Annotated in this window: 17 protein-coding genes; 4 read left to right on the plus strand and 13 right to left on the minus strand. The window is 73.7% G+C overall.

Annotation, left to right across the window (positions count from 1 at the left end; genetic code table 11):
* Nucleotides 1-18: 18 nt before the first annotated feature.
* The 4 genes from SCK26_RS13205 to SCK26_RS13220 form a co-directional block, all read right to left on the minus strand.
* Complete coding sequence (locus SCK26_RS13205) at nt 19-774, minus strand: AIM24 family protein (RefSeq protein WP_318201497.1); 756 nt, start codon at nt 772-774, stop codon at nt 19-21.
* 16 nt (nt 775-790) lie between these two features.
* Nucleotides 791-1,471 carry an AIM24 family protein gene (locus SCK26_RS13210; protein WP_318201498.1) on the minus strand — a complete coding sequence of 227 codons (681 nt, stop codon included), beginning with the start codon at nt 1,469-1,471 and terminating at the stop codon, nt 791-793.
* A gap of 11 nt (nt 1,472-1,482) precedes the next feature.
* Nucleotides 1,483-3,150, minus strand: coding sequence for a TerD family protein (locus SCK26_RS13215; protein ID WP_318201499.1), 1,668 nt, complete (start codon nt 3,148-3,150; stop codon nt 1,483-1,485).
* 152 nt (nt 3,151-3,302) lie between these two features.
* A complete protein-coding gene (locus SCK26_RS13220; protein WP_318201500.1) occupies nt 3,303-3,908 on the minus strand; it encodes a M48 family metallopeptidase in 606 nt (201 codons plus the stop codon).
* A gap of 330 nt (nt 3,909-4,238) precedes the next feature.
* Between SCK26_RS13220 and SCK26_RS13225 the strand changes: the two genes are divergently transcribed.
* Nucleotides 4,239-5,453, plus strand: coding sequence for a TOMM precursor leader peptide-binding protein (locus tag SCK26_RS13225; RefSeq protein WP_318201501.1), 1,215 nt, complete (start codon nt 4,239-4,241; stop codon nt 5,451-5,453).
* Complete coding sequence (locus SCK26_RS13230) at nt 5,446-6,837, plus strand: AarF/ABC1/UbiB kinase family protein (RefSeq protein ID WP_318201502.1); 1,392 nt, start codon at nt 5,446-5,448, stop codon at nt 6,835-6,837. Before SCK26_RS13225 ends, SCK26_RS13230 begins: the two co-directional genes overlap by 8 nt.
* A 138-nt stretch (nt 6,838-6,975) precedes the next feature.
* On the opposite strand, the gene SCK26_RS13235 is transcribed toward SCK26_RS13230, so the two are convergent.
* The 4 genes from SCK26_RS13235 to SCK26_RS13250 all read right to left on the minus strand — a co-directional run bounded on the left by SCK26_RS13235 (nt 6,976) and on the right by SCK26_RS13250 (nt 10,523).
* Nucleotides 6,976-7,299 (minus strand): hypothetical protein, encoded by a 324-nt coding sequence (locus SCK26_RS13235; RefSeq protein WP_318201503.1) that lies wholly within the window; start codon nt 7,297-7,299, stop codon nt 6,976-6,978.
* Nucleotides 7,296-7,664 carry a WhiB family transcriptional regulator gene (locus SCK26_RS13240; RefSeq protein WP_318201504.1) on the minus strand — a complete coding sequence of 123 codons (369 nt, stop codon included), beginning with the start codon at nt 7,662-7,664 and terminating at the stop codon, nt 7,296-7,298. Before SCK26_RS13240 ends, SCK26_RS13235 begins: the two co-directional genes overlap by 4 nt.
* Nucleotides 7,665-7,839: 175 nt before the next feature.
* On the minus strand, nt 7,840-8,160 hold the full coding sequence (locus tag SCK26_RS13245; protein ID WP_318201505.1) for a hypothetical protein: 321 nt from the start codon (nt 8,158-8,160) through the stop codon (nt 7,840-7,842).
* A gap of 164 nt (nt 8,161-8,324) precedes the next feature.
* Nucleotides 8,325-10,523, minus strand: a complete 2,199-nt coding sequence (locus tag SCK26_RS13250; RefSeq protein WP_318201506.1) for an ATP-dependent DNA helicase UvrD2 — start codon at nt 10,521-10,523, stop codon at nt 8,325-8,327.
* A 231-nt stretch (nt 10,524-10,754) separates the two neighbouring features.
* Between SCK26_RS13250 and SCK26_RS13255 the strand changes: the two genes are divergently transcribed.
* Nucleotides 10,755-10,997 (plus strand): mycoredoxin, encoded by a 243-nt coding sequence (locus SCK26_RS13255; RefSeq protein WP_318201507.1) that lies wholly within the window; start codon nt 10,755-10,757, stop codon nt 10,995-10,997.
* Between the two features lie 67 nt (nt 10,998-11,064).
* Here the strand turns inward: SCK26_RS13255 and nudC are convergent, their stop codons facing one another.
* From nudC to SCK26_RS13280, 5 genes are all read right to left on the minus strand, one after another.
* Nucleotides 11,065-12,009, minus strand: a complete 945-nt coding sequence (gene nudC, locus SCK26_RS13260) for an NAD(+) diphosphatase (RefSeq protein WP_318201508.1) — start codon at nt 12,007-12,009, stop codon at nt 11,065-11,067.
* Nucleotides 12,010-12,161: 152 nt separating this feature from the next.
* Nucleotides 12,162-13,565, minus strand: coding sequence for a dipeptidase (locus SCK26_RS13265; RefSeq protein WP_318201509.1), 1,404 nt, complete (start codon nt 13,563-13,565; stop codon nt 12,162-12,164).
* 52 nt (nt 13,566-13,617) lie between these two features.
* Nucleotides 13,618-17,229, minus strand: a complete 3,612-nt coding sequence (locus SCK26_RS13270; RefSeq protein ID WP_318201510.1) for a UvrD-helicase domain-containing protein — start codon at nt 17,227-17,229, stop codon at nt 13,618-13,620.
* Between the two features lie 112 nt (nt 17,230-17,341).
* Entirely contained in the window at nt 17,342-20,965 is a 3,624-nt protein-coding gene (locus SCK26_RS13275) for an ATP-dependent helicase (protein WP_412080736.1), read from the minus strand.
* 257 nt (nt 20,966-21,222) lie between these two features.
* Nucleotides 21,223-21,609: an MGMT family protein gene (locus SCK26_RS13280; protein WP_318201512.1), complete on the minus strand. Its 387-nt coding sequence runs from the start codon at nt 21,607-21,609 to the stop codon at nt 21,223-21,225.
* 186 nt (nt 21,610-21,795) lie between these two features.
* Here SCK26_RS13280 and SCK26_RS13285 point away from each other — a divergent pair, with 186 nt between their 5' ends.
* Nucleotides 21,796-24,711 (plus strand): lysylphosphatidylglycerol synthase domain-containing protein, encoded by a 2,916-nt coding sequence (locus tag SCK26_RS13285; protein WP_318201513.1) that lies wholly within the window; start codon nt 21,796-21,798, stop codon nt 24,709-24,711.
* The last annotated feature ends 55 nt before the right edge of the window (nt 24,712-24,766 follow it).

The following is a 24,766-nucleotide window of genomic DNA, read 5'->3' on the forward strand; positions in this document are numbered from 1 at the left end:
CCTTACCGGCGTTCCGGCTCAGCTCCAGACGTTGCCCTGGTTCTGGCCGCGCGCCCCCTGCTGGCCCATGCCGAACTGAGCGGCGAGGCCCTGACCGATCACGGCGTTCTGCGGCGGCAGCAGCTCGCTGGGCTGCACGAGCGCGAACCCGGACCCCATGAAGCTCAGCTCCCAGCCCTCGCCGGTGCTGCCGCGGCGGCGCCACACACCGGAGGCGTGCGTCTGGGCCTGCATCTGCACCCGCAGCCCGGTGGACCAGGCGACGATCGCGTCGGCGTCGCAGTTGACGTACCTGTCCGGCGTGACCTGCATCAGCAGCGGAGCGCCCGAGGTCATCAGGGCCACCTTGCCGCGCCCGGTGATGTTCAGCTGGTACTTCCCGGAGCCGGAGATGCCGTAGAGGCTGTCGACGGCGACGACCTCGTGGTGCAGCGAGGAGTCCATGGCGAGGACGTAGGAGCTGTCGACGGTCAGCCCGTCCTGCTCGACGTCCACGATGTGCACGTGCTGGGCGAGGTTGGCGAGGTAGACCGTGCCCTGGCCGTGGCAGCGCATCAGGTCCAGGCCCTCGCCGGTGTGCGCACGCGCGCGTGACTGCCGGTTGGCCTGGTACTCGGCGTCGAACTCGACCATGCCCTGGTAGGCGACCATGGTGCCCTTGCGGGCGAGGAGGTCGTCGTGGCCCTCCAGGGTGATCCGGAGCATCTGCGCGTTCTGCAGGCTCCAGCGCTCGGAGCTCTGGAGGTCGTTGTGCGCGAAAAGCGGGCTCTGCATGGTGTCTGGCTCCCCCTCAGCCCCGGATCCGGAGGCGGTCGGTGCTGTCCTCGCTTGGCTGGACGACGACGATGCCCTGTCCGGAGAAGGCCATCTGGTAGGCCTCGCCGCTGCCCCGGCCGATCAGCGACTGGGCCTTGAAGCTGCGCTTGCCCTTCACCTTCAGGTTCGGCGACCAGGCGACGAGCGCGTCCGGGTCGACGTACGTCTCGTCCTCGCCGCCGCCGCAGTCCACGACGATCGGCGTGCCCCGGGAGGTCAGCGCGACCCAGCCCTGGCCGGAGATCCTCGTGTTCCACAGGCCCTGGCCGGCGAACTTCGCGAGCCCCTTGACGCGCTCCACGCCCCAGGTCAGGTGGGCGTCGAAGGCGAGGAGGTTGGTGGCGTTGACGGAGATGCCGTCGCCGTCGAGGTTGATCACGACGACGTCGGCGCCGTAGTCGGCGAGGTAGAGCAGGCCGTCGCCGGAGCACTTCATCAGCGGCGCGCCCTCGCCGGTGGCCCAGTCGCGGGCGATCTGGCGGACGGCCGGCGGGTTGGGCTCGTACTGGATGAAGCCCTCGTAGGCGACCATCGACCCCACGCGCGCGAGGAGGTCGTGCCCGCTCTGCAACGCGACCTTCAGCATGTGGCTGCCGTGGTTCTCCATGCGGGCGGTGACGGGTGCGGGAGCGAAGCCCGCGAGCGGCTGGTTCATGACGGGCTCCCTCAGACCTCGTACGGCTGGACGACGATGAAGTTGCCGGGCGCGCCCCGGAACTGGAGGTTGACGCTCTCTCCGGTGTCGCCCGGGTAGGCGTTGCGGCGCATGCGGACCTGGCTGGAGACGATCACCTGGGAGCCGGCCGACCAGGCGACGACGGCGTTGCAGTCGGCGAAGGTGGTCGGCGTGACCGGCAGCACCACGGGGGTGCCGTGCGTCTTGACGACGATCGTGCCGGTGCCCTGGAACTGCATGGTGAACAGCGCGCCGCCGGGGATGCCGTGGCCCTCGATCCGGCGGACCTCGTGGCTCAGGCTCTCGTCGAAGGCGAGGACGTTCTCCGCGGACACGCAGATCGCGTCGCCCTGGAGTTCCACGGGGTGCAGGTGGGCGGAGTTCTCGGCGAGGAAGACCTGGCCCTGGCCGGAACAGCGCATGAGCTGCATCTCCTGGCCGGTGGCGTTGCCCACGACCCGGCCCATGAATCCGGCGCCCTTGTAGCCGAAGTCGACCTTGCCCTGGTAGAGCACCATGCTGCCCTGCCGGGCCAGCACCGGCCGGTCGCCGATGCCGAGGTCGACGCGGACGAGCTTGTGGTTCTGCTGGGTCCAGCGCTGACCGGTCGGCGTCTCCTTGAACACCTGGAGCGCCGCCGTCACCCCGGCACCGCCCTGAGGCGCGCCCTGCGGCACTCCGTAGGCGGCCGGCCGGCCGGGCACCTGCCCGTAGCCCGGGGGCATGGGCGGGGCGGGCTGGCCGTACCCCGGCGGCACCGGCGCGCCCGGCTGTCCGTAGGGCGCGGGGGCCACGGCTGCGGGCGGCGCGGGAGCGGCCGGCGGTGGGACGGGGGCGCCGGGCGGGGCGAGGGGGGCGACGACCGTCGGGGCGACGTGCATGTGCGGGGCCGGGGCCGGGGCCGGGGGCGGGGGCGGGGTGTGGCCGGGCGGCGGGGCGAAGCCTTGCGGGGCGGGGTGCGGCGCGGGCTGCGGGGCCGGGGCGGGCGCGGGGGCCGGGGCGGGCGCGGGAGCCGGGGCGGGCTGCGGTGCGGCCGGGGCGGCGAACGCGGGCGGTGCGGCGGCCTGGGCGGGCGGGGCGAAGCCGGGGGCCGCGCCGGGCTGCGGCTGCTGCGGGACGGCGGGGGCCTCCTCCAGCACCTCGCCGCCGAAGTTCTTCAGCAGCGCCTCCAGGCCGCCGTCGAAGCCCTGGCCGACCGCGGCGAACCGCCATCCGTCCTTGAAGTAGAAGTCACCGAGCATCACGGCCCGCTCGGTGGAGAACTCCGAGCCGTCGAAGGAGTACCGCGCGACCTCCTCGCCGCCCGCCACAATGCGCAGATATCCGGGGCCGACCTGCGACATCTGTCCGGCGCCGTCGATGGTCGCCGTGAAGGACAGCCTGCGGATCGGGGAGGGTATCCGGTCGAGCGTGACCCGGAACGACTCGGTGTCGCCCGCCTGGGCACCCAGCAGCTGGATCGACTCCTCGGGCGACTTCGGCTGGTTGAAGAAGACGAAGTACCGGTCGTCGGAGAGCCGCTCGTCGGCGTCCAGGCCGAAGCAGCTGATGTCGAAGGTCAGCCCGGGAGCCGAGATCTGCACGCCTACGTACAGATCCGTGCCCGGCGTGAGGTCACTGATCCTGGCCTTGTGGCCGCGTTGGAATTCCCTGGCCATGCGTTACGACCGTCCCCCATCCCGAATGCGAGTGCGTCGCGCCAGGCTAACGGCAAAGACCGACAGCACCGCCGAAGGGCCCTGGTCGGTACAGAGCCGGTACACAATCGCACCCGGCACCGGACACGCCGGGGCCGCGGACGGACGGCGCGTCAGGCGTCCCGATCGCCGCGCGCGCCGGGCACGTGCGGCAGCCGTCCGGCGGCGACGACCCCTTCGAGATAGCCGCGGGCCCGCTCGGTGCGCGGATACGCCTTCAGCAGCCGCCAGAAGTCGGGGCCGTGACCGGGGACCAGCAGATGCGCCAGCTCGTGGCAGAGCACGTAGTCCACGACGTACTCCGGCATCCCCTGGAGGCGGTGCGAGAGCCGGATGCTGCCCTCGGCGGGGGTGCACGAGCCCCAGCGGGTGTTCTGGTTGGTGACCCAGCGCACGGAGGCGGGCCGGGCCCGGCCGTCGAAGTACTGGGCCGACAGCCGCTCGGCACGCTCGGTCAGCGCGGCGTCGCCCAGCACCTTCCGGCTCTCCTGGGCGGCGAGCTTGTCGAGCATGACGGTCACCCAGCGCTGTTCCTCCGCCTCGGACATCCGGGCGGGGATCAGTACGACGGTGCGATCGCCCTCGCGGTACGCGGAGACCGTGCGCCGGCGCCGGCTGCTCCTGCGGACCTCGATCGCGCTCGCCCCCGAGCCGCCGGACGGCGGGCTCGTCGTGCTGCGCGTGGGTTCACCGGCGCGGTACAGAGGGTCGACGGGCACGCCCCGACGTTACCCGGTGGGCACGGACAAAGTCCCGGCTCCGGGAGGGTTCGCCGCCGATCCCCCACCGTGTGTTTGATTCGTACGACCGATCCATGTGCCTATTTGTCCATATTCATTCCATGTCATACAGCTTGCGGTCCTCCACGGCCGACCGTTCGCTCCGCATTTGTACGACGATTCTCTCCGCCTGTGGATAACTTTCGGCGCCCGGCGGCCGTCCCGGGCATGCTGGCAGGCGTCGGCGGAACGTGACCGGTTCCACCGGCGAAGGACTATTGCGTGTTCCTTTCCCGCTCTGAGACTTTTCGACGGATACGGGGGTCTGTCATGCATCCGATGGTGAAACCCGCGCTGCGGCGCGGCTGGCGCGACCGCGGCACCGTGCAGTTCGGGATGACCCCGGCGCAGGCGGTGACACTGGGCCCGCTGGACCCGGCTACGGAGGGCTTCCTGAAACTGCTCGACGGCACCCGCGGGCTGCCCTCGCTGCGCGCCGAGGCCAGCCGCGCGGGCGTGCCGGCAGGCCGGGTCGACGTCCTGGTGGACCGGCTGGCCCGGGCCGGCCTCGTCGACGACGCCCGGGGCGGCGGCCCGGCCGCGGACGCGCTGCGGGAGAAGACGGACGTTCTCGACCGGCTGCGTCCCGACCTCGCCTCGCTGTCCCTGGTCAGCTCCGAGCCGGGCGGCGCACCGGCCCGGCTCGCCGCCCGGCGCGCGCTGCGGGTCCGGGTGCGGGGAGCGGGCCGGGTCGGCGCGCTGCTGGCGTCGGTGCTTGCGGGCGCCGGCGTGGGCGAGGTCGACGTGCGGGACGTGGGCCGTGTGGAGCCGTGGGACCTGGCGCCGGGCGGGCTGGCCGCCGAGTCGCTCGGCGACCGCCGGGACGCGGCGGCCCGGGCCGCCGTCCGCCGCGCCGCGCCCGACCGCCCGCCGCGCCACGCCCACCGCCCGGGGACCGGCGCCGGTGATCCCGGGCTCGCGCTGGTGATCCTCGCGCCCCGGGAGGACATCGCCGTGCACGCCCCGGACCCGTTCGCCGCCGAGCCGCTGCTGGCCTCCGGCACACCCCATCTGTACGCCGGCGTGGTGGAGGGCACGGGTGTCGTCGGCCCGCTGGTGCTGCCCGGGGAGTCGGGCTGTGCCGGCTGCCTGGACCGCGAGCGCCGGGACCGGGACCCCCTCTGGCCCCGGCTGGTCACCCAGTGGCGTTCCGGCCGGGCCCGCCCGGTCGGGGCCTGTGATCTGGCCCTGGCCACGACGGTGGCCGGGCTCGCGGCGGCGCACGCCCTGGCCTTCCTCGACGGGCGGTCACCGGTCGGCGCGGGCGTCCGCTGGGAGGTCCGTCTGCCCGGCCTGGACTGGCACGCCCGCCCGGTCCGGCCGCATCCGGAGTGCGGCTGCGGGGCGGTGAGAAGGAGTAAAAGGGAGCGGTTCTCAACCGAGGGCGGGCAGCGCGCGACAATGGCGGTGCAACGGCCGTCGACGGAGCGACAACGCGAAGCAGGCGCGGCACGGCCGACTGGGATCTGGAGGGCGCATGTCTGATCTTCCCCGGAAGGCGGTCACCCGTACCGCCAAGCTCGCCGCGCTCCCGCTCGGCTTCGCCGGCCGGGCGACCTGGGGGCTGGGCAAGCGGATCGTGGGCGAATCCGCGGAGCTGGTCGGCCGCGAGCTGCAACAGCGCACGGCGGAGCAGTTGTTCAAGGTGCTCGGCGAGCTGAAGGGCGGCGCGATGAAGTTCGGGCAGGCCCTGTCCGTCTTCGAGTCGGCGCTGCCGGAGGAGGTCGCCGGCCCCTACCGGGCGGCCCTGACCAAGCTCCAGGAGGCGGCCCCGCCGATGCCGACCCGCACGGTGCACGCGGTGCTCCAGGAGCGGCTGGGGAAGGACTGGCGGGAGCTGTTCGAGGAGTTCGAGGACAAGCCGGCGGCCGCGGCCTCGATCGGCCAGGTGCACCGGGCGGTGTGGCACGACGGCCGCGAGGTGGCGGTCAAGGTGCAGTACCCGGGCGCCGGCGAGGCGCTCCTCTCCGACCTGGGCCAACTGAGCCGTTTCGCCCGGCTGTTGGGCCCGCTCATCCCGGGCATGGACATCAAGCCGCTGATCGCGGAGCTGCGGGACCGGGTCTCCGAGGAACTGGACTACGGCCTGGAGGCCGAGGCCCAGGCGGCGCACGCGGAGGAGTTCGCGCACGACCCGGACGTGGTCGTCCCGGCGGTGGTGCACCAGTGCGAGCAGGTCCTGGTGACCGAGTGGATGGACGGCGTCCCGCTGTCGGAGATCATCGCGGACGGCACCGGGGAACAGCGCGACCGGGCCGGTCAGCTCCTGGCACGCTTCCTCTTCTCGGGCCCGGCGCGCACCGGCCTGCTGCACGCCGACCCGCATCCGGGCAACTTCCGGCTGCTGCCCGGCGGCCCGGGCGGAGAGGACGACTGGCGCCTGGGCGTCCTGGACTTCGGCACGGTCGACCGGCTCCCCGGCGGTCTGCCGGCCCCGATCGGTGTCTCCCTGCGGATGACCTTGGACGGCGACGCGGAGGGGGTCTACGAGCTTCTGTGCGCGGAGGGCTTCGTGAAGGAGACCGTCGAGCTGGACCCGGACGCGGTCCTGGACTATCTGGTGCCGATCATCGAGCCGGCCCGGGTGGACGCGTTCACCTTCACCCGTTCCTGGATGCGCAGCCAGGCCGCCCGCATCGCCGACCCCCGCTCCCCCGCCTACCAGCTCGGCAAGCGGCTCAATCTGCCGCCGGCCTATCTGCTGATACACCGGGTGACCCTCAGCACCATCGGGGTCCTGTGCCAGCTGGGCGCCACGGTACGGCTGCGGGAGGAGCTGGAGGAGTGGCTGCCGGGCTTCGCGGCCGACGCGGCCGGGGACGACCCGGGCGACGACACCGGCGAGGAGGAGTCGGCGGCGGGGGCGTGAGCGGCGTGTGCCGAGGTCCGGGAGGCGCGTCCGGCCGGGCGCCGGGTGCCGCGGGGGCCGGTCCGTTCGGTCGGACCGGCCCCCGCGAGGAGCTTCGCCTCCCGGGTCCGGGAGGCCACCGCCGCTCAGGTGTGTTCGTTACTGCATGACGGCCATGGCGAGCGCGCGGCGGGCGCGCAGCGAGGCGCGTTCGGCCCGGCGCTGCATCCGCTGGGCGACCACCAGGCGCAGGGCCCGGCGTTCGCGTACGGCGTCATGAAGGCGGTCGTGCATATGCGCACGAGCCAGGGCTTCTTGCATGAGTTGCATCTCACGGTTCCTGTTCTGGCGCGCTTCGGTCGCGCCGGTGATGGTGGAGTCTGTGGTCGCGGAGCCTGCGGGCTCGCTGGCGGACGGCTTCATCGGGGCCTGCTTCTTGGGGTCGTGCGTGAGGGGGCGGTCGATCGTTCCTGCGGTGTTCATGCTGTGACCGGGTTCTTGCGCGGGCGGCCACGCGGCCGCTTCCGGGCGACGACGACACCCTGGACGAACAGCTCGCCACCCCAGACGCCCCAGGGCTCGCGCCGCTCCTTGGCCCCGGCGAGGCAGGCCTCGATCAGCGGGCAGGTGCGGCAGAGGGACTTGGCGTACTCGACGTCCGCGGGCGACTCGGCGAAGAAGACCTCCGGGTCGTAGGAGCGGCAGGGGACGGCTACGCCGAGGTTCTCGATGGCGTCGTCGAGCGCGGTGAGCGCGGTGAGGGGGATCAAGGCGGGGTCCTCCGTGAGGCCGGGCGGGGGGATCGTTTGCGAAGGCGGTACGGACGGGGCGTGCGCTTCGAGTTGCACGATGGGTCTTCCTCGTCTTTTCGGTCCGGCCGGTTGACCGGGTGGCGGCTTGGTACCGGGTTCTTTTCTTGTCCCGAGGCCCCTTCGCTCCGTTGTCCCGTGTTCGGGGCAAACAGAAGGGCCGCGGATCCCGGATGGGGTTCCGCGGCCCTGAAGGCGCCGGCCTGATCGGCGATCAGGCTGGATCACTCCAGGGTTCTGGCCCACGGAAGGCCCACATCAGGTGGTGCTGCGTCGTCTGCTTCCGGAATCCGGCACCGGCCGCCGCAAAGGCATAGGCATGCGCCTGTGCCACTACCGCTTCCAGTGCCTTGGTCGGTCGCTCATTGCGCTCACGGATGGGAAGACCCGCGAGGGCAACGGAGGACGCCGGACGCACGGCAGCGATGCCGGACAGACCGGTGCCCTGGTCGAAGGCGCCGAGCATGCACGTGGAGACGGTCGAGCGATCGGTCAGTTTGGCCGCGCTGATGGTGCTGAAGTTGATGCTGATCACTGAACTCGCCTCCTCTCGGCGTCTCGGGGACTGGAGCGAACCAGTCCACTCGGATGTGCAAGTACAACACGGAACCGGGGCCTTGGAGAAGGCCGCTGCTTCCGTGCCTAGAACCTATGGGGATTGCCGGGGCATGTGCAAACTATTTTTTCGACGAGTTGCCTTCAGTCGTCCCCGTCAAGTCCGTCAGGCTTCCGACCTGCGCAGATGGCCAGAACATCGGCTCCGTAGCTGCGCAGCTTGCGGCTGAGGACACCGGGGATGCGGGCGAGTTCGGCAGAGGTCTCCGGGCACGTCTCCGCGATGGCCATGAGTGTCCGGTCCGTGAAGACGCAGAAGTCCGGCTGTCCGCTCCGCCCGGCCTGGACCGCCCGCCATTCCCGCAGCCGTTCGTAGAGCCCCTCGTCCATGTCCGAGGGGCAGTCCTCGCAGCGCATCAGCTTCATCTCGCCCGCGTCGGTGAGCGTGCGGCCGCAGACCCGGCAGCGGGCGGGGGTGCGCTGGGTGCGCCGGGGGACGGCGACCGCGCCGGCGGTGAACCCGCGCTCGACGCCGGCGCCGCCCGTGCCGGAGCCGGTGTGCCCGACGGTGGGGGTGGTGCCGGGACGCAGGCCGTCCAGGAAGCGGCTCGGTCTGCGGCCCGCGCGGCCGCCGGGCGAACGGGACAGGGCCCAGGAGACATGGAGGCGTTCCCTGGCGCGGGTGACGCCGACATAGAGGAGACGGCGCTCCTCCTCGATCTGCTCGTCGGTGCGGGCGTAGGTGATGGGCAGCATGCCCTCGGCGACGCCGACCAGGAAGACGACGTCCCACTCCAGGCCCTTGGCCGCGTGCAGGGAGGCGAGGGTGACGCCCTGGACGGTCGGGGCGTGCTGGGCGCTCGCCCGCTCGTCCAGTTCGGCCACGAAGTCGGCGAGGGTGGCCGCGGGCCGGGCGGCGGCGAGGTCGTGGGCGAGGCCGACCAGGGCGGCCAGGGATTCCCAGCGCTCCCGGACGGCACCGGAGCCGGCCGGCGGCTCGGTGGTCCAGCCCTCGCCGGACAGCACCGCCCGCACCTGGGAGGGCAGGTCCACGACGTCGTCCAGCAGGGAGTCGTTGCCGCCGAAGCGGGCCGCGCCGCGCAGGGCCAGGCCGGCCTTGCGGACCTCGGGCCGGTCGAAGAAGCGTTCGGCGCCGCGCAGCTGGTAGGGGACCCCGGCGTCGGCGAGCGCCTGTTCGTAGGTCTCGGACTGGGAGTTCGTGCGGAACAGCACGGCGATCTCGGCGGCCGGCACACCGGCGTCGATCAGCTCGCGGATGCGCCGGGCGGCACCCTCGGCCTCGGCGGGCTCGTCGGTGTACTCGGTGTAGACGGGCTCGGGTCCCGGAGGGCGCTGGGAGACGAGTTCCAGCCGGTGTCCGGCGGCGCGGCCACGGGCCTGGGCGAGCAGGCCGTTGGCGAGGCGCACCACCTGCGGGGTGGAGCGGTAGTCGCGGACCAGCTTCACGACGGTGGCGCCGGGATGCCGGGCGCGGAAGTCGAGCAGATGGTCCGGGGTTGCTCCCGTGAACGAATAGATGGTCTGGCTGGCGTCACCGACGACACACAGGTTGTCCCGCTCGCCGAGCCACAGGTCCAGCAGCCGCTGCTGGAGCGGGCTGACGTCCTGGTACTCGTCCACGACGAAGTGCTGGTACTGCGCGCGGACCTGTTCGGCGATGTCGTGCCGGTCCTGGAGGACGGCGACGGTGAGCAGCAGGACGTCCTCGAAGTCGATCACCGAGCGGTCGCGCTTCAGGTCCTCGTAGGCGGCGTAGAGGTGGGCGATCTCGTTCGGGTCGCGAGGGGCCTCGCGGCCGGCCTTCGCAGCCGCGTACGGGTAGTCGGCGGGGACCGTCTGGGTGACCTTGCACCATTCGATCTCGGCGGTCACGTCCCGCAGCTCGTTGCGGTCGAGGCGGGTACCGGCGGAAGCGGCGGCTTCGGCCACCAGCTGGATCTTGCGGTCCACCAGTCGGGGCATGGAGCCGCCGATCGCTTTTGGCCAGAAGTACTGGAGCTGGCGCAGGGCGGCGGAGTGGAAGGTGCGGGCCTGGACGCCCTGGGCGCCGAGCTGGCGCAGCCGGCCGCGCATCTCTCCGGCGGCGCGGTTGGTGAAGGTGACGGCGAGGACGCTGGAGGGCTGCAGGATGCCGGCGCGCACTCCGTAGGCGATGCGGTGGGTGATCGCACGGGTCTTGCCCGTGCCCGCTCCGGCCAGCACGCACACCGGGCCGTGCAGGGCGGTGGCCACCTCGCGCTGCTCGGGGTCGAGCCCTTCGAGCACCGCGTCGGCCGACTCCGGTGCCCGCGGGAAAAGGGTGGAATGCGTTGCTGCTGTCACACCGCCATGCTGCCAGGTCGTCCGGGACGGCTGTGCGAGTTGTCCACAGGCGGGAGCTCGCAGTCGTACTGATTACAGGCTGATCGTCGTACCGATGCGGCAGGTGTCACACCGGAGGCGGCGGGCGGCACGCCGGCGGACGGTGGCGAGGCCCCGCCCGGGAATGAGGCTGCGCTCGGCCGTGTTCCCCTCCCGACGGGATTTTCCGAGCTGTCCGAGGAGAGCGAAGACATGCAGGGCACTGTGACGATGTACAGCACGACGTGGTGTGGGTACTGCCGGCGGCTGAAGAGCCAGCTGGACCGGGAGGGCATCGCGTACAGCGAGATCAACATCGAGCAGGACCCCGAGTCCGCCGCCTTCGTGGAGAAGGCGAACGGCGGCAACCAGACGGTCCCGACCGTGCTCTTCGAGGACGGCACCACGCTGACGAACCCGTCGCTGGCCCAGGTCAAGCAGAAGCTCGCCGCGTGACCCCGCGCGGCTCGCGCCGCGACGGACACGAGGGCGGCCCCGGCAGTGCCGGGGCCGCCCTCGTGTGTCACACGAAGCCGCGGGTCGGCAGGGGCTTGCCGTACCACAGCTCGATCAGCCGGGCCGCGATGGAGATGCCGTAGGGCGGCAGCACCTCGCCGGACTCGAAGGCCGCGTGCAGCTCCTCACGGGAGAACCAGCGGGCCTCGTGTATCTCGTCGCCGTCGACCTCGATCTCGGTGGAGGTGGCGCGGGCCATGAAGCCCAGCATCAGGCTGGAGGGGAAGGGCCAGGGCTGGCTGGCGACGTACTCGACCGGGCCGACCGTGATGCCGGCCTCCTCGGACACCTCGCGGCGCACCGCCTGCTCGATGGACTCGCCGGGCTCCACGAACCCGGCGAGCGTGGAGAAGCGGCCCTCGGGCCAGTGGACCTGCCGGCCGAGCAGGATGCGGTCCTCCTCGTCCGTCACCGCCATGATCACGGCCGGGTCGGTGCGCGGGTAGTGCTCGGCGCCGCAGGCCGGGCAGCGGCGGATGTGGCCGGCCGCCGCGATGACCGTGCGCTCACCGCAGCGCGAGCAGAAGCGGTGGGTGCGCTGCCAGTTCTCCAGGCCGACCGCGTGCACCATGAGCCCGGCGTCGCGCGCCGACAGCAGCAGCCCGGCCTCCCGCAGCCCCGCCGGGCGCGCCGACTGGTCGATCCGGCCGGGCAGCGAGTCCTTCTGGAGGGCGAAGTAGCTGACGCCTTCCTCGTCGATGCCGAGGAAGTAGCGGTGCGCCTCGGTGAGCGGTGCCTCGAAGGACGGCGTCATGACGAGTTCGGTGCGGCCGTCCGGCGTCTCGTCGATGAGCACCTGACCGCCGGAGACCACGAAACAGCGGGTCGTGGGGTGGCTCCACGCCGCCGCGAGCCAGGCCTCGTCCAGCCGGTGGTGGGCGGCGCGGTCGATGCCGCTCGGGGCGGTCAGCGAGATGGGACGGTCGGCTGTGTGGTCGGTCCAGGTGGTCACGTGTGCTTCCAACTCCCCCAGTACAACGGATTCGGCGGGCGGTTCGGCGGGACGCGGGCGGGCGGGCACCGGGTCGGGCGCGGGCGGGACGGGCAGGGCGGTCCTTCCAGTGTGCCCCGAGCCCGGTGCCCCTCCGTGCCGGCGCCGGACGGTCAGGGTGCGGTGGGCCAGTTCCGGGCCAGGTCGTCCCACAGGTAGGCGCTGGTCTCCACACCCTTGAGGAGGAGGTCCAGCTCGACCTTCTCGTTGGGGGCGTGCCAGCCGTCGGACGGGACGGAGATGCCCAGGAAGAGCACCGGCGCGCCGAGGACCTCCTGGAGGTCGGCGGCGGGCCCGGAGCCGCCCTCTCGGGTGAAGCGGACCGGCTTCTCGAAGGCGCGGCCCATGGCGCGGACCACGGACCGCAGCGCGGGATGGTCCAGCGGGGTCAGGCACGGGCGCGTGGCCGAGCCGAAGTCGATCTCGCACCGGATGCCGGCGGGCACCTGTTCGGCGGCCCAGGCCCGGACGGCCTTCTCGATGTGGTCGCGGTCCTGGCCGGCGACCAGCCGGAACGACAGCTTCACCATGGCCGACGACGGGATGATCGTCTTGCTGCCGGGACCCTGGTAGCCGCCGCCGATGCCGTTGACCTCGGCGGTCGGGCGGGCCCAGACGCGCTCCAGGGTGGTGTACCCGGCCTCGCCGTGGGTGGCCCGCGACTTGGCCGTGCGCAGCCAGCGCTCCTCGTCGAAGGGCAGCTCGGCGAACAACTCGCGCTCGCGGTCGGTCAGCTCCACGACGCCGTCGTAGAAGCCCGGTATCGCCACGCGTCCCTGCGGGTCGTGCAGGGCGGCGACCAGGCGGGCGGCGGCGGTGGCCGGGTTGGGCACGGCGCCGCCGAAGGAACCGGAGTGGATGTCCTGGTCCGGGCCGTACAACCGGATCTCGCACTCGGCCAGGCCGCGCATGCCGGTGCACACGGTCGGGGTGTCCTCGGCCCACATGCCGGTGTCGGAGACGATCACGGCGTCGGCGGCGAGCCGCTCGGCCCGCTCCTCCACCAGGGCCCGGAAGTGCGGCGAGCCGGACTCCTCCTCGCCCTCGATCAGCAGCTTGAGGTTGACGGCCGGCGCGCTACGGCCGGTGGCGGCGAGGTGGGCGCGGACGCCGAGTGTGTGGAAGAACACCTGGCCCTTGTCGTCGGCGGCACCGCGCGCGTAGAGGCGGTCGCCGCGCACGACCGGCTCGAAGGGGTCGCTGTCCCAGCCGTCCTCGCGGGCGGCCGGCTGGACGTCGTGGTGGCCGTAGACCAGGACCGTGGGCGCCGCGGGGTCTCCCGAGGGCCACTCGGCGAAGACGGCGGGGGCGCCCGGGGTCTGCCAGACCTCGGCGGTCGGGAAGCCGGTGTCCATGAGCTTGGCCGCGAGCCAGTCGGCGCTGCGCCGCACGTCGGGCGCGTGGTCGGGCTGGGCCGACACCGAGGGGATGCGCAGCCACGCGGCGAGGTCGTCGAGGAACGTGGCGCGGTGCTGCTCGATGTACGTGCGGACGGCGCTGTCCGGGGTCTGACTCATGCTCCGAGCCTATCGGCCCGCACCGGCCACCTCGGCGGGCGGTTCGTCACACTCAGCTCGCCTCCCGTGTGCTCTGCGTCTCACCCGTGAGCAGCCGCTCCAGCGCCGCCCGGTCCGGCAGGCCCTCGGGGCGTACGACCTCGCCGCCGCGTACGTACAGGAAGGCGGCCGTGACCGACTCGGGCGGGACGCCCTGCTGCTCGGCCCAGGCCAGGCGGTACACGGCGAGCTGGAGCGGGTCGGCGGTGTGGGTGCGGCCGGTCTTCCAGTCGACGATTTCGTACGTCGCCCCGTCGCCGTCGCCGTTCCTGTAGACGGCGTCGATGCGGCCGCGGATGACACGGCCGGCGAGGGTGAGCTGGAAGGGCGCTTCGACACGGTAGGGAGTGCGCCGGGCGTACTCGGTGCGTTCGAAGGCCTGCTTCAGGGCTTCGAGGTCGTCCTCGTCGGCGATCTCGGCGTCGTCGCCGCCGGGCAGCTCGTCCGGTTCCAGCAGGGGCAGGGTCAGCTCCTCGAAGCGGGCCTCGACCCAGGCGTGGAACCGGGTGCCCCGGCGTGCGGCCGGTTGCGGGCGCAGCGGCATGGGGCGCGCGAGTTCCTGTGCGAGTCCGTCGGGGTCCTCGGCGAGCCGCATCAGCTGGGACGCGGTGAGCGTGGCGGGCAGCGGGACGTCGGTGACGGCCCGGCGGGCGCGCAGCAGCTCCCCGGCGAGCGCGTCCAGGTCACGGTCCCAGGAGGCGACGGTGCGGGCCTCCTCCGGGGTGAGCGCGGTGGCGGGCCGGGGAGCGTCCTGCGGGGCGGACGCCTGGTGGGGGACCAGGCCGGCGGGGCTGTCCGGGGCGGAGGCGAGGGCGCCGGACGGGTCGCCGGAGTCCTCGGCGCCGGGGTGCTCTCCGTAGGGCGGCGGGTCCTCCTCGTGGGGGATGCCGTCGTACGGTCCCGCGCCGTGCGGGTCGTCGTAGGGCGGCTCGTCGTCGTACGGGCCGTCGTACGGCTCCTCGCCGTACAGGTCGTCGTACGGGTCGCCGTCCGGCGGTGCGGGCCAGTCCGGGTCTTCGTCGTCGGCCGGGTCGTGCGGGGCCGGGGCGGGGCCCTCGGGGCGGGCGGCGAGGGCGTCGAGGTGGGCGAGGACGGTCTCGGCGGCGGCGCGACGGCGGGCCAGCGCGCCGGCGTCCAGCGGGAGCGGCCACACCTGGTCGGCGGTCGCCGTGTGCAGGGCCGGGTTCTCCGCGTCCTCGGGGGGCTCCTCCGCCCACGCCTCGATCTCGCCGTACCCGGCGGCGCAGTGGTCGTACAGGGCCTTCAGGAAGTCGGAGGGGCCGCGCCTCTTCTTCTGGCTGGGCCCCCACCAGTGACCGGAGCCGAGCAGGAGGGAGCGGGGGCGGGTGAAGGTGACGTAGCCGAGGCGCAGCTCCTCGGTGTGCTGGTGGTCCTTCATGGCCTCGTGGAAGGCCTTCATGCCGCGCGCGTCCCAGCTGTCGACGTCGGGCAGGGTGTCGGTGTCGCCGCGCAGGGCGTGCGGGACCACCTTGGCCTGGGCGGTCCACTTCTCGCGGCCCTGGGCGCTGGGGAAGGTGCCGGTGACGAGTCCGGGGACGGCCACGACGTCCCACTCCAGGCCCTTGGACTTGTGCGCGGTGAGCACCTTGACGGTGTTCTCGCCGCCGGGCAGGGCGTTGTCGAGGCCCTTCTCGTACTGGGCGGCGGTGCGCAGGAAGCCCAGGAAGGCCAGCAAGGTGGCCTCGGCGTCGCTCGCGGCGAAGGAGGCGGCGACGTCCAGGAAGTTGGACAGGGTCTCGCGGCGGCGGGCGGCCAGCGCGTGCGGGGACGCCGACAGCTCCACTTCGAGGCCGGTGACGGCGAGGACGCGGTGCAGGACGTCCATCAGCGGGTCGGACAGCGAGCGGCGCAGGTCGCGCAGCTCGGTGGCGAGACGGGCGAAGCGCACGCGCGCGTCCGGCGAGAACGGCAGCCCGTCGTCGTCCCCGTCGCCTTCGATCGGCGTCTCCAGGAAGGTGTCGAGGGCGTCGGCGAGCGAGATCACCTCGGCCGGGTCGACGCCCTCGACGGCCGCCGCGAGCCGGCGGTCGGGGTCGTCGCCGGCGTCCACGCGCGCGTGGGCGACGAGCAGGCGGGCGCGGCGGCCCAGCAGGGCGAGGTCGCGGGGGCCGATGCGCCAGCGCGGTCCGGTCAGCAGGCGTACCAGGGCGGCGTTGGCGCCGGGGTCCTGAAGGACCTCGCAGACGGCGACGAGGTCGGCGATCTCGGGCAGGTGCAGCAGCCCGGACAGGCCGATCACCTCGACGGGGACGTCCCGGGCGACCAGGGCGCCCTGGATCTCGGCGAAGTCGGCCGCGGTCCGGCACAGCACGGCGATCTCGCCGGGCGGCGTGCCGGTGCGCACGAGGTGGGCGAGGGAGTCGGCGATCCAGTCGATCTCCTCCGCGTGGGTGGGCAGCAGGGCGCAGCGGACCGTGCCGTCGTACTCGGCGCCGGGAGCCGGGCGCAGGGCCTCCACGCCCGCGTGCATCGCGCGCAGGGGCGCGGCGAGGCCGTTGGCGAGGTCGAGCAGGCGCCCGCCGCTGCGGCGGTTCTCGCTGAGCGCCTGCCGGGCGGCGGGCCGGCCGTCGGCGTCCGGGAAGTGGTCGGGGAAGTCGTCCAGGTTGGCCACGGAGGCGCCGCGCCAGCCGTAGATGGCCTGGCAGGGGTCGCCGACGGCGGTGACCGGATGGCCGGTGCCGCCGCCGAACAGGCCGGCCAGAAGGACGCGCTGGGCCACGGAGGTGTCCTGGTACTCGTCCAGGAGGACCACGCGGAACTCCTCGCGCAGCAGGCGGCCCACCTCGGGGATGCGGGCGAGGCGGGCCGACAGGGCGATCTGGTCGCCGAAGTCGAGCAGGTCCCGGCGGCGTTTCTCGGTTCGGTAGCGCTGGACGAGGTCGGCGAGTTCCCGGCGGGCCGCGGCCGCCTCCGGGACCTTGCGCAGGTCGGCGTTGGTGAGCTTGGCGCCTTCCAGGGTGCGCAGCAGGCCGGTGTCCCAGGCGCGCAGTTCCTCGGGGTCGACGAGGTGTTCGGCGAGTTCGGAGTCGAGCGCGAGCAGGTCGCTGACCAGGTCGGCGAAGGAGCGGGTCAGCGCCGGGTACGGCCCCGGGGCCTCGCGCAGCACGCGCGCGGCGAGCTGGTAGCGGGTGGCGTCGGCCAGCAGCCGGGAGCTGGGCTCCAGGCCGATGCGCAGGCCGTGGTCGGTGAGCAGGCGGCCGGCGAAGGCGTGGTACGTCGAGATGACGGGCTCGCCCGGCGGGTTGTCGGGGTCCGGCCAGGGGATGTCGGCGCGCGGCGCGGTCTCCGAGGGGCGGCGGCCGGGCGGCGCGAAGGCATCGGCGTCGGTGACCCCGGCCTTGATCAGCGCCTTGCGGACGCGTTCGGCCAGCTCGCCGGCGGCCTTGTTGGTGAAGGTCAGGCCGAGGACCTGTTCGGGGGCGACCTGTCCGGTGCCGACCAGCCAGACCACGCGGGCCGCCATCACGGTGGTCTTGCCCGACCCGGCGCCGGCCACGATCACCTGCGGGGCGGGCGGCGCGGTGATGCAGGCCGTCTGCTCCGGGGTGAACGGGATGCCGAGCAGCTCCTTGAGCTGCTCGGGATCGGTGATACGGGCGGACATGTCGAAAGAGGCTAGCGGCGGGCACTGACATTCGGGTGCGCACCGGTCGTCCTGGGCGGAAGACGCGCAGGTCAGCGCGGGTCGTGGGGTATGTCACTCCTGCCGCGGACGCTCACTCCACGACGTGCCGGCCCTCCGGCCGCGCGCTGCACGAGGCGCGGAACGCGCAGTGCGCGCAGTGCTGGCCGGCGCTGGGCGTGAACCGCTCGTCGAGGACCTTTCCGGCGGCGTTGGCCAGCAGTTCGCCGACCCACTCGCCCGCCAGTGGCTCCTGGGTCTGCGTCTTGGGCAGGCTGTCGCCGCCGTCGCGTTTGGCGGCGCCCTGGCGGAGGTGGACCAGTTCGGCGCCGCCCGGTTCGGGGCGGGCGCCGTCGAAGGCGCTGTCGACGGCGCCTTCGCGGACGGCGAGCTGGTAGACGGCGAGCTGGGGGTGGTGCTCCACCTCGCGCGCGGTGGGCGCCTGTTTGCCGGTCTTGAAGTCGACGACGTAGGCCCGGCCCGCGGCGTCCTTCTCCACGCGGTCCATCTGGCCGCGGATGCGGACCTGGTAGTCGCCCGCTTCGAGGGTGACGTCGAAGTCCTGCTCGCTGGCCACCGGGGTGCGGCCGGCCCGGTCCAGCACATGCCAGTTCAGGAAGCGTTCGAGCGCCACGCGCGCGTTGTCCTTCTCCTGCCGCGACTTCCAGGGCGCGTCGAAGGCGAGCGCGTTCCACACGGATTCCAGGCGCTCCATGAGCACGTCCAGGTCGGCGGGCGTGCGGCCGGAAGCGACCTCGTCGGCGAGGACGTGCACGACGTTGCCGAAGCCCTGCGCGGTGGTGGCGGGAGCGTCGGCCTTCACCTCGCGGCCGAGGAACCACTGCAGCGCGCAGGTGTTGGCGAGCTGGTCGAGGGCGCTGCCGGAGAGCACCACCGGCTGGTCGCGGTGGCGCAGCGGCACCTTGCTCTCGGTCGGCTCGTACATGCCCCACCAGCGGTAGGGGTGGGCGGACGGCACCAGTGGGCGGCCGTCCTCGTCGGCGAGCGCGGCGAGCCGGGCGAGCCGGCGGGCGGCGGCCTCGCGCAGCGCGGCCGACACGCGCGGGTCGACGGTGGTGGCGCGCAGCTCGGCGACGAGCGCGGCGACGGACAGCGGGCGGCGAGGGCGCCCGGTGACGTCCTTGGGTTCCACGCCCAGCTCGGTCAGGAACCGGGACGGCTGGTCGCCGTCGTCGGCGGGTGCCTTCACCGCGGTGACCACGAGGCGGTCCCGCGCGCGCGTGGCGGCGACGTAGAACAGCCGGCGTTCCTCGGCGAGCAGCGCGCCCGGGGGCAGCGGCTCGGCGAGGCCGTCGCGGCCGATGCGGTCGGCCTCCAGCAGCGAGCCGCGGCGGCGCAGATCGGGCCACAGGCCCTCCTGGACGCCGGCGACGACGACCAGCCGCCATTCCAGGCCCTTGGAGCGGTGCGCGGTCATCACGCGGACGGCGTCGGGGCGTATCGCGCGGCGGGTGAGGGTGTCGGCGGCGATGTCCTCGGCCTCGGTCTCCGCCAGGAAGTTCAGGGCGCCCCGGCCGCCGGTGCGCTCCTCCGCGCGCGCGGCGGTGGCGAACAGCGCGCAGACGGCGTCCAGGTCCCGGTCGGCGTTGCGGCCGGCCGCGCCGCCGCGCCGGGCGGCCCGCTCCAGACGCGCCGGCCACGGTGTGCCCTCCCACAGGTCCCAGAGCGCCTCCTCGGCGGTGCCGCCGCCGGCGAGGCGCTCGCGGGCCTTGCGCAGCAGGGCGCCGAGACGCTGCGCGCCGCGCGCGTACGCCGGGTCGTGCACGGTCAGGCGCTCGGGCTCGGCGAGCGCCCGCGTGAGCAGTTCGTCGGAGGGCGGCGGCAGCGGGTTCCCGGCGGCGCGCTCCTCCTCGCGCAGGGCCCGGCCCAGGCGGCGCAGATCGGCGGCGTCCATGCCGCCGAGCGGGGAGGCGAGCAGGGTGAGGGCGGTGTCGGTGTCGAGCCAGGGGGCGTCGGGGGCCGGGGCGCGGGTGCCGGCGGCCTGCTCATCGGCGGCTTCGGTGGCGGACTGCTCGCCGGGGTCGGCGGCCGGTTCGACGATGCCTTCGGTGGCCTGCACGCCGGTGGATCCGGAGGCGGCCTGCACACCGCTGTCGACGACGTGCACGCCGGCGCCTTCGGTGGCGGCCTGCTCATCGGTGCCTTCCGTGGCCTGCTCGCCCCTGCCGGCGGCCCGCGCACCGGTGCCTTCGGCGGCCGGTGCTTCCTCGGCGGGCGACGCGCTCTCGCCCGTGCGCTCGCGCTCCCCGGCGGGCGACGCGCTCTTGTCCGGGCCGTCGGCGGGTTCCTCCGCGCGGGGCCGTGCCGCCGCCGTGGCGACCGCGCGCAGGGCCGTGAGCAGCGGCGCCACCGCCGGCTCGTGCCGCAGCGGCAGATCGTCGCCGTCGATGTCCACGGGGACTCCGGCCGCGGTGAGGGCGCGGCGGAGGGTCGGCAGGGTGCGGGAGCCGGCACGGACCAGTACGGCCATGTCGTTCCAGGCGACGCCGTCCTCCAGGTGCGCGCGGCGCAGGATGTCCGCGATGTTGTCCAGTTCGGCGCCGGCCGTGGGGTACGTGTGGACCTCGACCCGGCCGCCCTCCCGCACGGGGGCCGGGTCGCGGTGGGCGCGGACCTTGTCGGCGGGCAGCCGGGTCAGCGGCATGCGGCGGGTGATCAGGCGGGTCGCGGCCAGCAGGGCGGCGCCGGAGCGGCGGGAGGTGCGCAGCACCTGGACGGGGGCGGGGCGGCCGTCCGCGCGCGGGAAGGCGGCCGGGAAGTCCAGGATGCCGTTCACGTCGGCACCGCGGAAGGCGTAGATCGACTGGTCGGGGTCGCCGAAGGCCACCAGGGTGCGGCCCTGGCCGGCCAGGGCGTGCAGGAGCCGGACCTGGGCGGGGTCGGTGTCCTGGTACTCGTCGACGTACACGGCGTCGTACTGGGCCGCGAGCCGGGCGGCGGTCTCCGGGTGGCGGGCGAGCGGGACCGCGCGGTGGACCAGTTCCGCGTAGTCGATCACGCCCTGGAGGTCGAGCGTGTCGAGGTATTCGGCGAGGAAGGCGGCGGCGGCCCGCCAGTCGGGGCGGCCGATGCGGCGCGCGAAGGCGTCCAGGGCTTCCGGGCCGAGGCCCAGCTCGCGGGTGCGGGCGAGGACGGCGCGGACCTCGTCGGCGAAGCCGCGCGTGGTCAGGCAGGCGCGCAGTTCGTCCGGCCAGCGCACGTGGGTCAGCCCGAGCCGTTCCAGCTCGGGCTGGCCGGCGAGCAGCTCGCGGACGGTGACGTCCTGCTCCGGGCCGGAGAGCAGGCGCAGCGGTGTGGTGAAGCGGTCGCTGTCCTGGTGTGCGCGGACCAGGGCGTAGCAGTACGAGTGGAACGTGGTCGCCCGGGGCGCGCGGGCGGCGCCCATGCGCAGGGCCATCCGGTCGCGCAGGTCGACGGCGGCCCTGCGGCTGAACGTCAGCACCAGGATCCGGGCGGGGTCGCCGCCGCGGGCGATCCGGGCGGCCACGGACTCCACGAGGGTGGTGGTCTTGCCGGTGCCGGGGCCGGCGAGGACGAGCAGCGGTCCGTCGCGGTGGTCAACCACGGCACGCTGCGCCGCGTCCAGACGAGGGGGGTCCGGCACGGGTGGCGGGGTACGCACCAGTCGGTAGGCGCCACGTCTCCCCTGTCGCACCGCGGGGTGCGACAGGCGCCTGATGGACGAAGAGGAGCTCACGTGATCGGCCGGTCCTGGTGGTTGTGCTGGTGGGCGGGCGGTCGCGCGCGTGGGGCGGTGACCGCGGGATGAGGGGGACACGTGCCGGCGACGCTACGCCGCCGCTCCGGACGGAAGCAGGTCTTCCGTCTGCTCCCTCGGGGCGCCGGGGCCACGCGTGTCCCACCCCCCACGAACGTACGGCATGCCACGGACGTCCCCGATGTCACCCGAACGGGCCACGGGTCCGCCACGGCGGCATCCGATGGCGGAAGCTGTCAGTTGTGACCCTCCGCGTCCGTGCCGCCGTCCCAGCGGGCCCGTCGCATGTCGAGCCGCGGCAGGTGGCCCTGGGCGGCCCGGCCCGCCTGCTTCAGCGGGGTGCCCTCCGCGCGGTAGTGGGCGAGCGCGCGCAGCTCGTGTCCGGGCAGCAGCACGCCGTCGGAGCGGACGACCCGCCACCACGCCACCGCGCCTCCGTAGAGGGCCATCACCCGGCCGACCTGCCGCGGTCCGCCCTCCTCCAGCCACTCGGCGACGTCGCCGTAGGTCATGACCCGGCCCGGCGGGATCCGCTCGGCGACCTCCAGGACCCGCTCGGCGTACTCCGGCAGCTCGTCCGCGTACCCCTCGCGGGCGTTCTCGGGAGGGCTCTGCTCGCTCATCCACCCCATCCTGCCGCACCGCGCCGACATCCCGGCGGGGTGCGTGACGCACGGTCCTCTCGCCCCGGGGCGGGGCTTCGGGCAGACTGTGCGCCCGCGCATCCGCACCCTGATGCCCCGGGGCGCCGGTGGGACATGCCACCATCGTGCGGGCGGTGACTGGTGATACGAGACCAAGAAGAGACCATGAACGAGCAGGGCGCGCACCCCGACAGAGCGGCGGGCACCCCTGACGCCTCCGCGCACCCGGACACCGCCCGCGCGGGCGAGGACGGCACCGGCGCACACCGGGAGGACACCGGCCCGCCGCCCGGGAACGACGCCGTACGCCAGGACGCGAGCGCGTCCGAGGACACCGGGACGACCGGAAACGACAGCGCGCCGGAGGACGAAGAGGCGCCCGAGGACGACGGCACGCGCGCGCGTGAGGACGGCGGCACGGATTCCTCCGAGGAGGCGTCCGGTGCCGGAAGCACGCCCCCGGACCACCTGCCGTACGACGACGACCCGCACGCCGAGCGGGTGGCGGTCGACGAACCGCTGCTCCCCGCGCGCGTGCACCGTCCCTCCGACCTCATGCGGCTCCTGGTGGGCGTCCTGGCCATCGCGGTGCTCCTCGCGATCGCCGCGTTCGCGCACGGCACCACCTCGGGCCTGGAACAGGACATCAACAAGGGCACCGGCCAGGCCCCGGACCTGCTGATCAAGATCGCGGGGCTGGCGTCCAGCATCGCGATCCTGCTGGTGCCGGTCGCCTTCGCCATCGAGCGGCTGATCAAGCGGGACGGGCTGCGCATCGCCGACGGCGTCCTCGCGGCCGTCCTGGCCCACGGGGTGACGCTCGCCACCGACCTGTGGGTCGCCCGGGCCGCCCCGGACTCCATCCAGGAGGCGCTCACCCAGCCCTCGCCGGGCGACATCCACGCCCTGACCGATCCGGTGCACGGCTATCTGGCGCCCGTGATCGCCTACATGTCGGCCGTCGGCATGTCCCGCAGGCCCAGATGGCGCGCGGTGCTGTGGATCGTGCTGCTGCTCGACGCGTTCTCGATGCTGGTCACCGGCTACACGACCCCCTTCTCGATCATCCTGACGGTGCTGATCGGCTGGTCCGTCGCCTACGGCACCCTCTACGCGGTCGGCTCCCCCAACGTCCGCCCCACCGGCCAGACCCTGATGGCCGGGCTCAGGCACGTGGGGTTCCACCCCGTCAGCGCCTCCCGGGAGGACGCCGCCGAGGCCGAGAGCGGCGACCGGGGCCGGCGCTATTTCGTCACCCTGGAGGACGGTCCTCCGCTGGACGTCACGGTCGTCGACCGGGAACAGCAGGCGCAGGGCTTCTTCTACCGCGCGTGGCGCAATCTGACCCTGCGCGGCTTCGCCACCCGCTCCAGCCTCCAGTCGCTGCGCCAGGCGCTGGAGCAGGAGGCACTGCTGGCGTACGCGGCGATCGCGGCGGGCGCCAACGCGCCGAAGCTGATCGCCACCTCCGAACTGGGCCCCGACGCGGTGATGCTCGTCTACGAGCACACCGGGGGACGCACCCTGGACTCGCTGGCCGACGACGAGATCACCGACGAGTTGCTGCGCAACACCTGGCACCAGGTACGGGCGCTGCAGTCGCGGCGCATCGCGCACCGCAGGCTCGCCGGTGACGCGATTCTGGTGGATCGTTCCGGCAGGGTGATCCTCACCGAGCTGCGCGGCGGCGAGATCGCGGCCGGGGAACTGCTGCTGCGCATGGACGTCGCCCAGCTGGTCACCACGCTCGGCCTGCGGGTCGGCGCCGAGCGCGCCGTGGCCTCGGCGGTCGGCGTGCTCGGCCCGGACGCGGTCGCCGACTGTCTGCCGATGCTCCAGCCGATCGCGCTGACGCGCTCCACGCGCGCGACGCTGCGCCGACTGGCCCGGGAGCGCGCCCAGCGCGAGCGCGAGGCGGTGCTCGAAGCCTCCCGGCAGGCCAAGCAGGCCCGGCTGGAGGAGGCGTCCGGAACGCCCGCGCCGGAGGCCGGAAAGCCCGACAAGAAGACGGTCCGCGCCGAGCAGCGCGCGGAGAAGCGGGCCATCGACGAGGCCCTGGAAGAGGCCCGCGAGGAGGATCTGCTCACCCAGATCCGGCACCAGGTACTGCTGATCAGGCCCCAGGCGCCCGTGGAACCGGCCCGTCTGGAGCGGATCCGGCCGCGCACGCTGATCAGCTTCATCGCCGGCGCGATCGGCGCGTACTACCTGCTGACGCAGCTGACCCACATCGAGTTCGCCACGCTGTTCGCGCAGGCCCAGTGGGGCTGGGTGATCGCCGCGGTGCTGTTCTCGGCGCTCAGCTACGTCGCCGCGGCCATGGCGCTGCTGGGCTTCGTACCGGAGCGGGTGCCGTTCCCGCGGACCGTGGCGGCGCAGGTCGCCGGGTCGTTCGTGAAGATCGTGGCCCCGGCCGCGGTCGGCGGTGTGGCCCTCAACACGCGCTTCCTCCAGCGCGCAGGCGTGCGCCCGGGACTCGCGGTGGCGAGCGTCGGTGCCTCACAGCTGTTCGGGCTCGGCTGCCACATCCTGATGCTGCTGTCCTTCGGCTATCTGACCGGCACGGAGAAGACGCCGTCGCTGTCGCCGTCCCGCACGGTCATCGCGGGCCTGCTGACCGTGGCCGTCCTGGTCCTCGTGGTCACCTCGGTGCCGTTCCTGCGGAAATTCGTCGCCACGCGTGTGAGGTCGCTGTTCGCCGGCGTCGTCCCGCGCATGCTCGATGTCCTCCAGCGGCCCCAGAAGCTCGTGACCGGCATCGGCGGCATGCTGCTGCTGACCGCCTGCTTCGTGATGTGCCTGGACGCCTCCATCCGGGCCTTCGGCGACGGCTCGGTGTCGCTGAGCATCGCGAGCGTCGCCGTCGTCTTCCTCGCCGGCAACGCGCTCGGCTCCGCGGCCCCCACTCCCGGCGGTGTCGGCGCGGTCGAGGCGACCCTCACGGTCGGTCTGATCGCCGTGGGCCTGCCCAAGGAGGTCGCCGCGCCGGCCGTCCTGCTGTTCCGGCTGCTGACCCTGTGGCTGCCGGTGCTGCCCGGCTGGCTGGCCTTCAACCACCTCACCCGCAAGGGAGCCCTCTGAGCGCCCGGTGATGTAGCCCGGACGGCCCGCGCCCCGCGCGGGCCGTCGTGCGCGC

This window comes from Streptomyces sp. SCL15-4 (assembly GCF_033366695.1).
GTDB lineage: Bacteria > Actinomycetota > Actinomycetes > Streptomycetales > Streptomycetaceae > Streptomyces.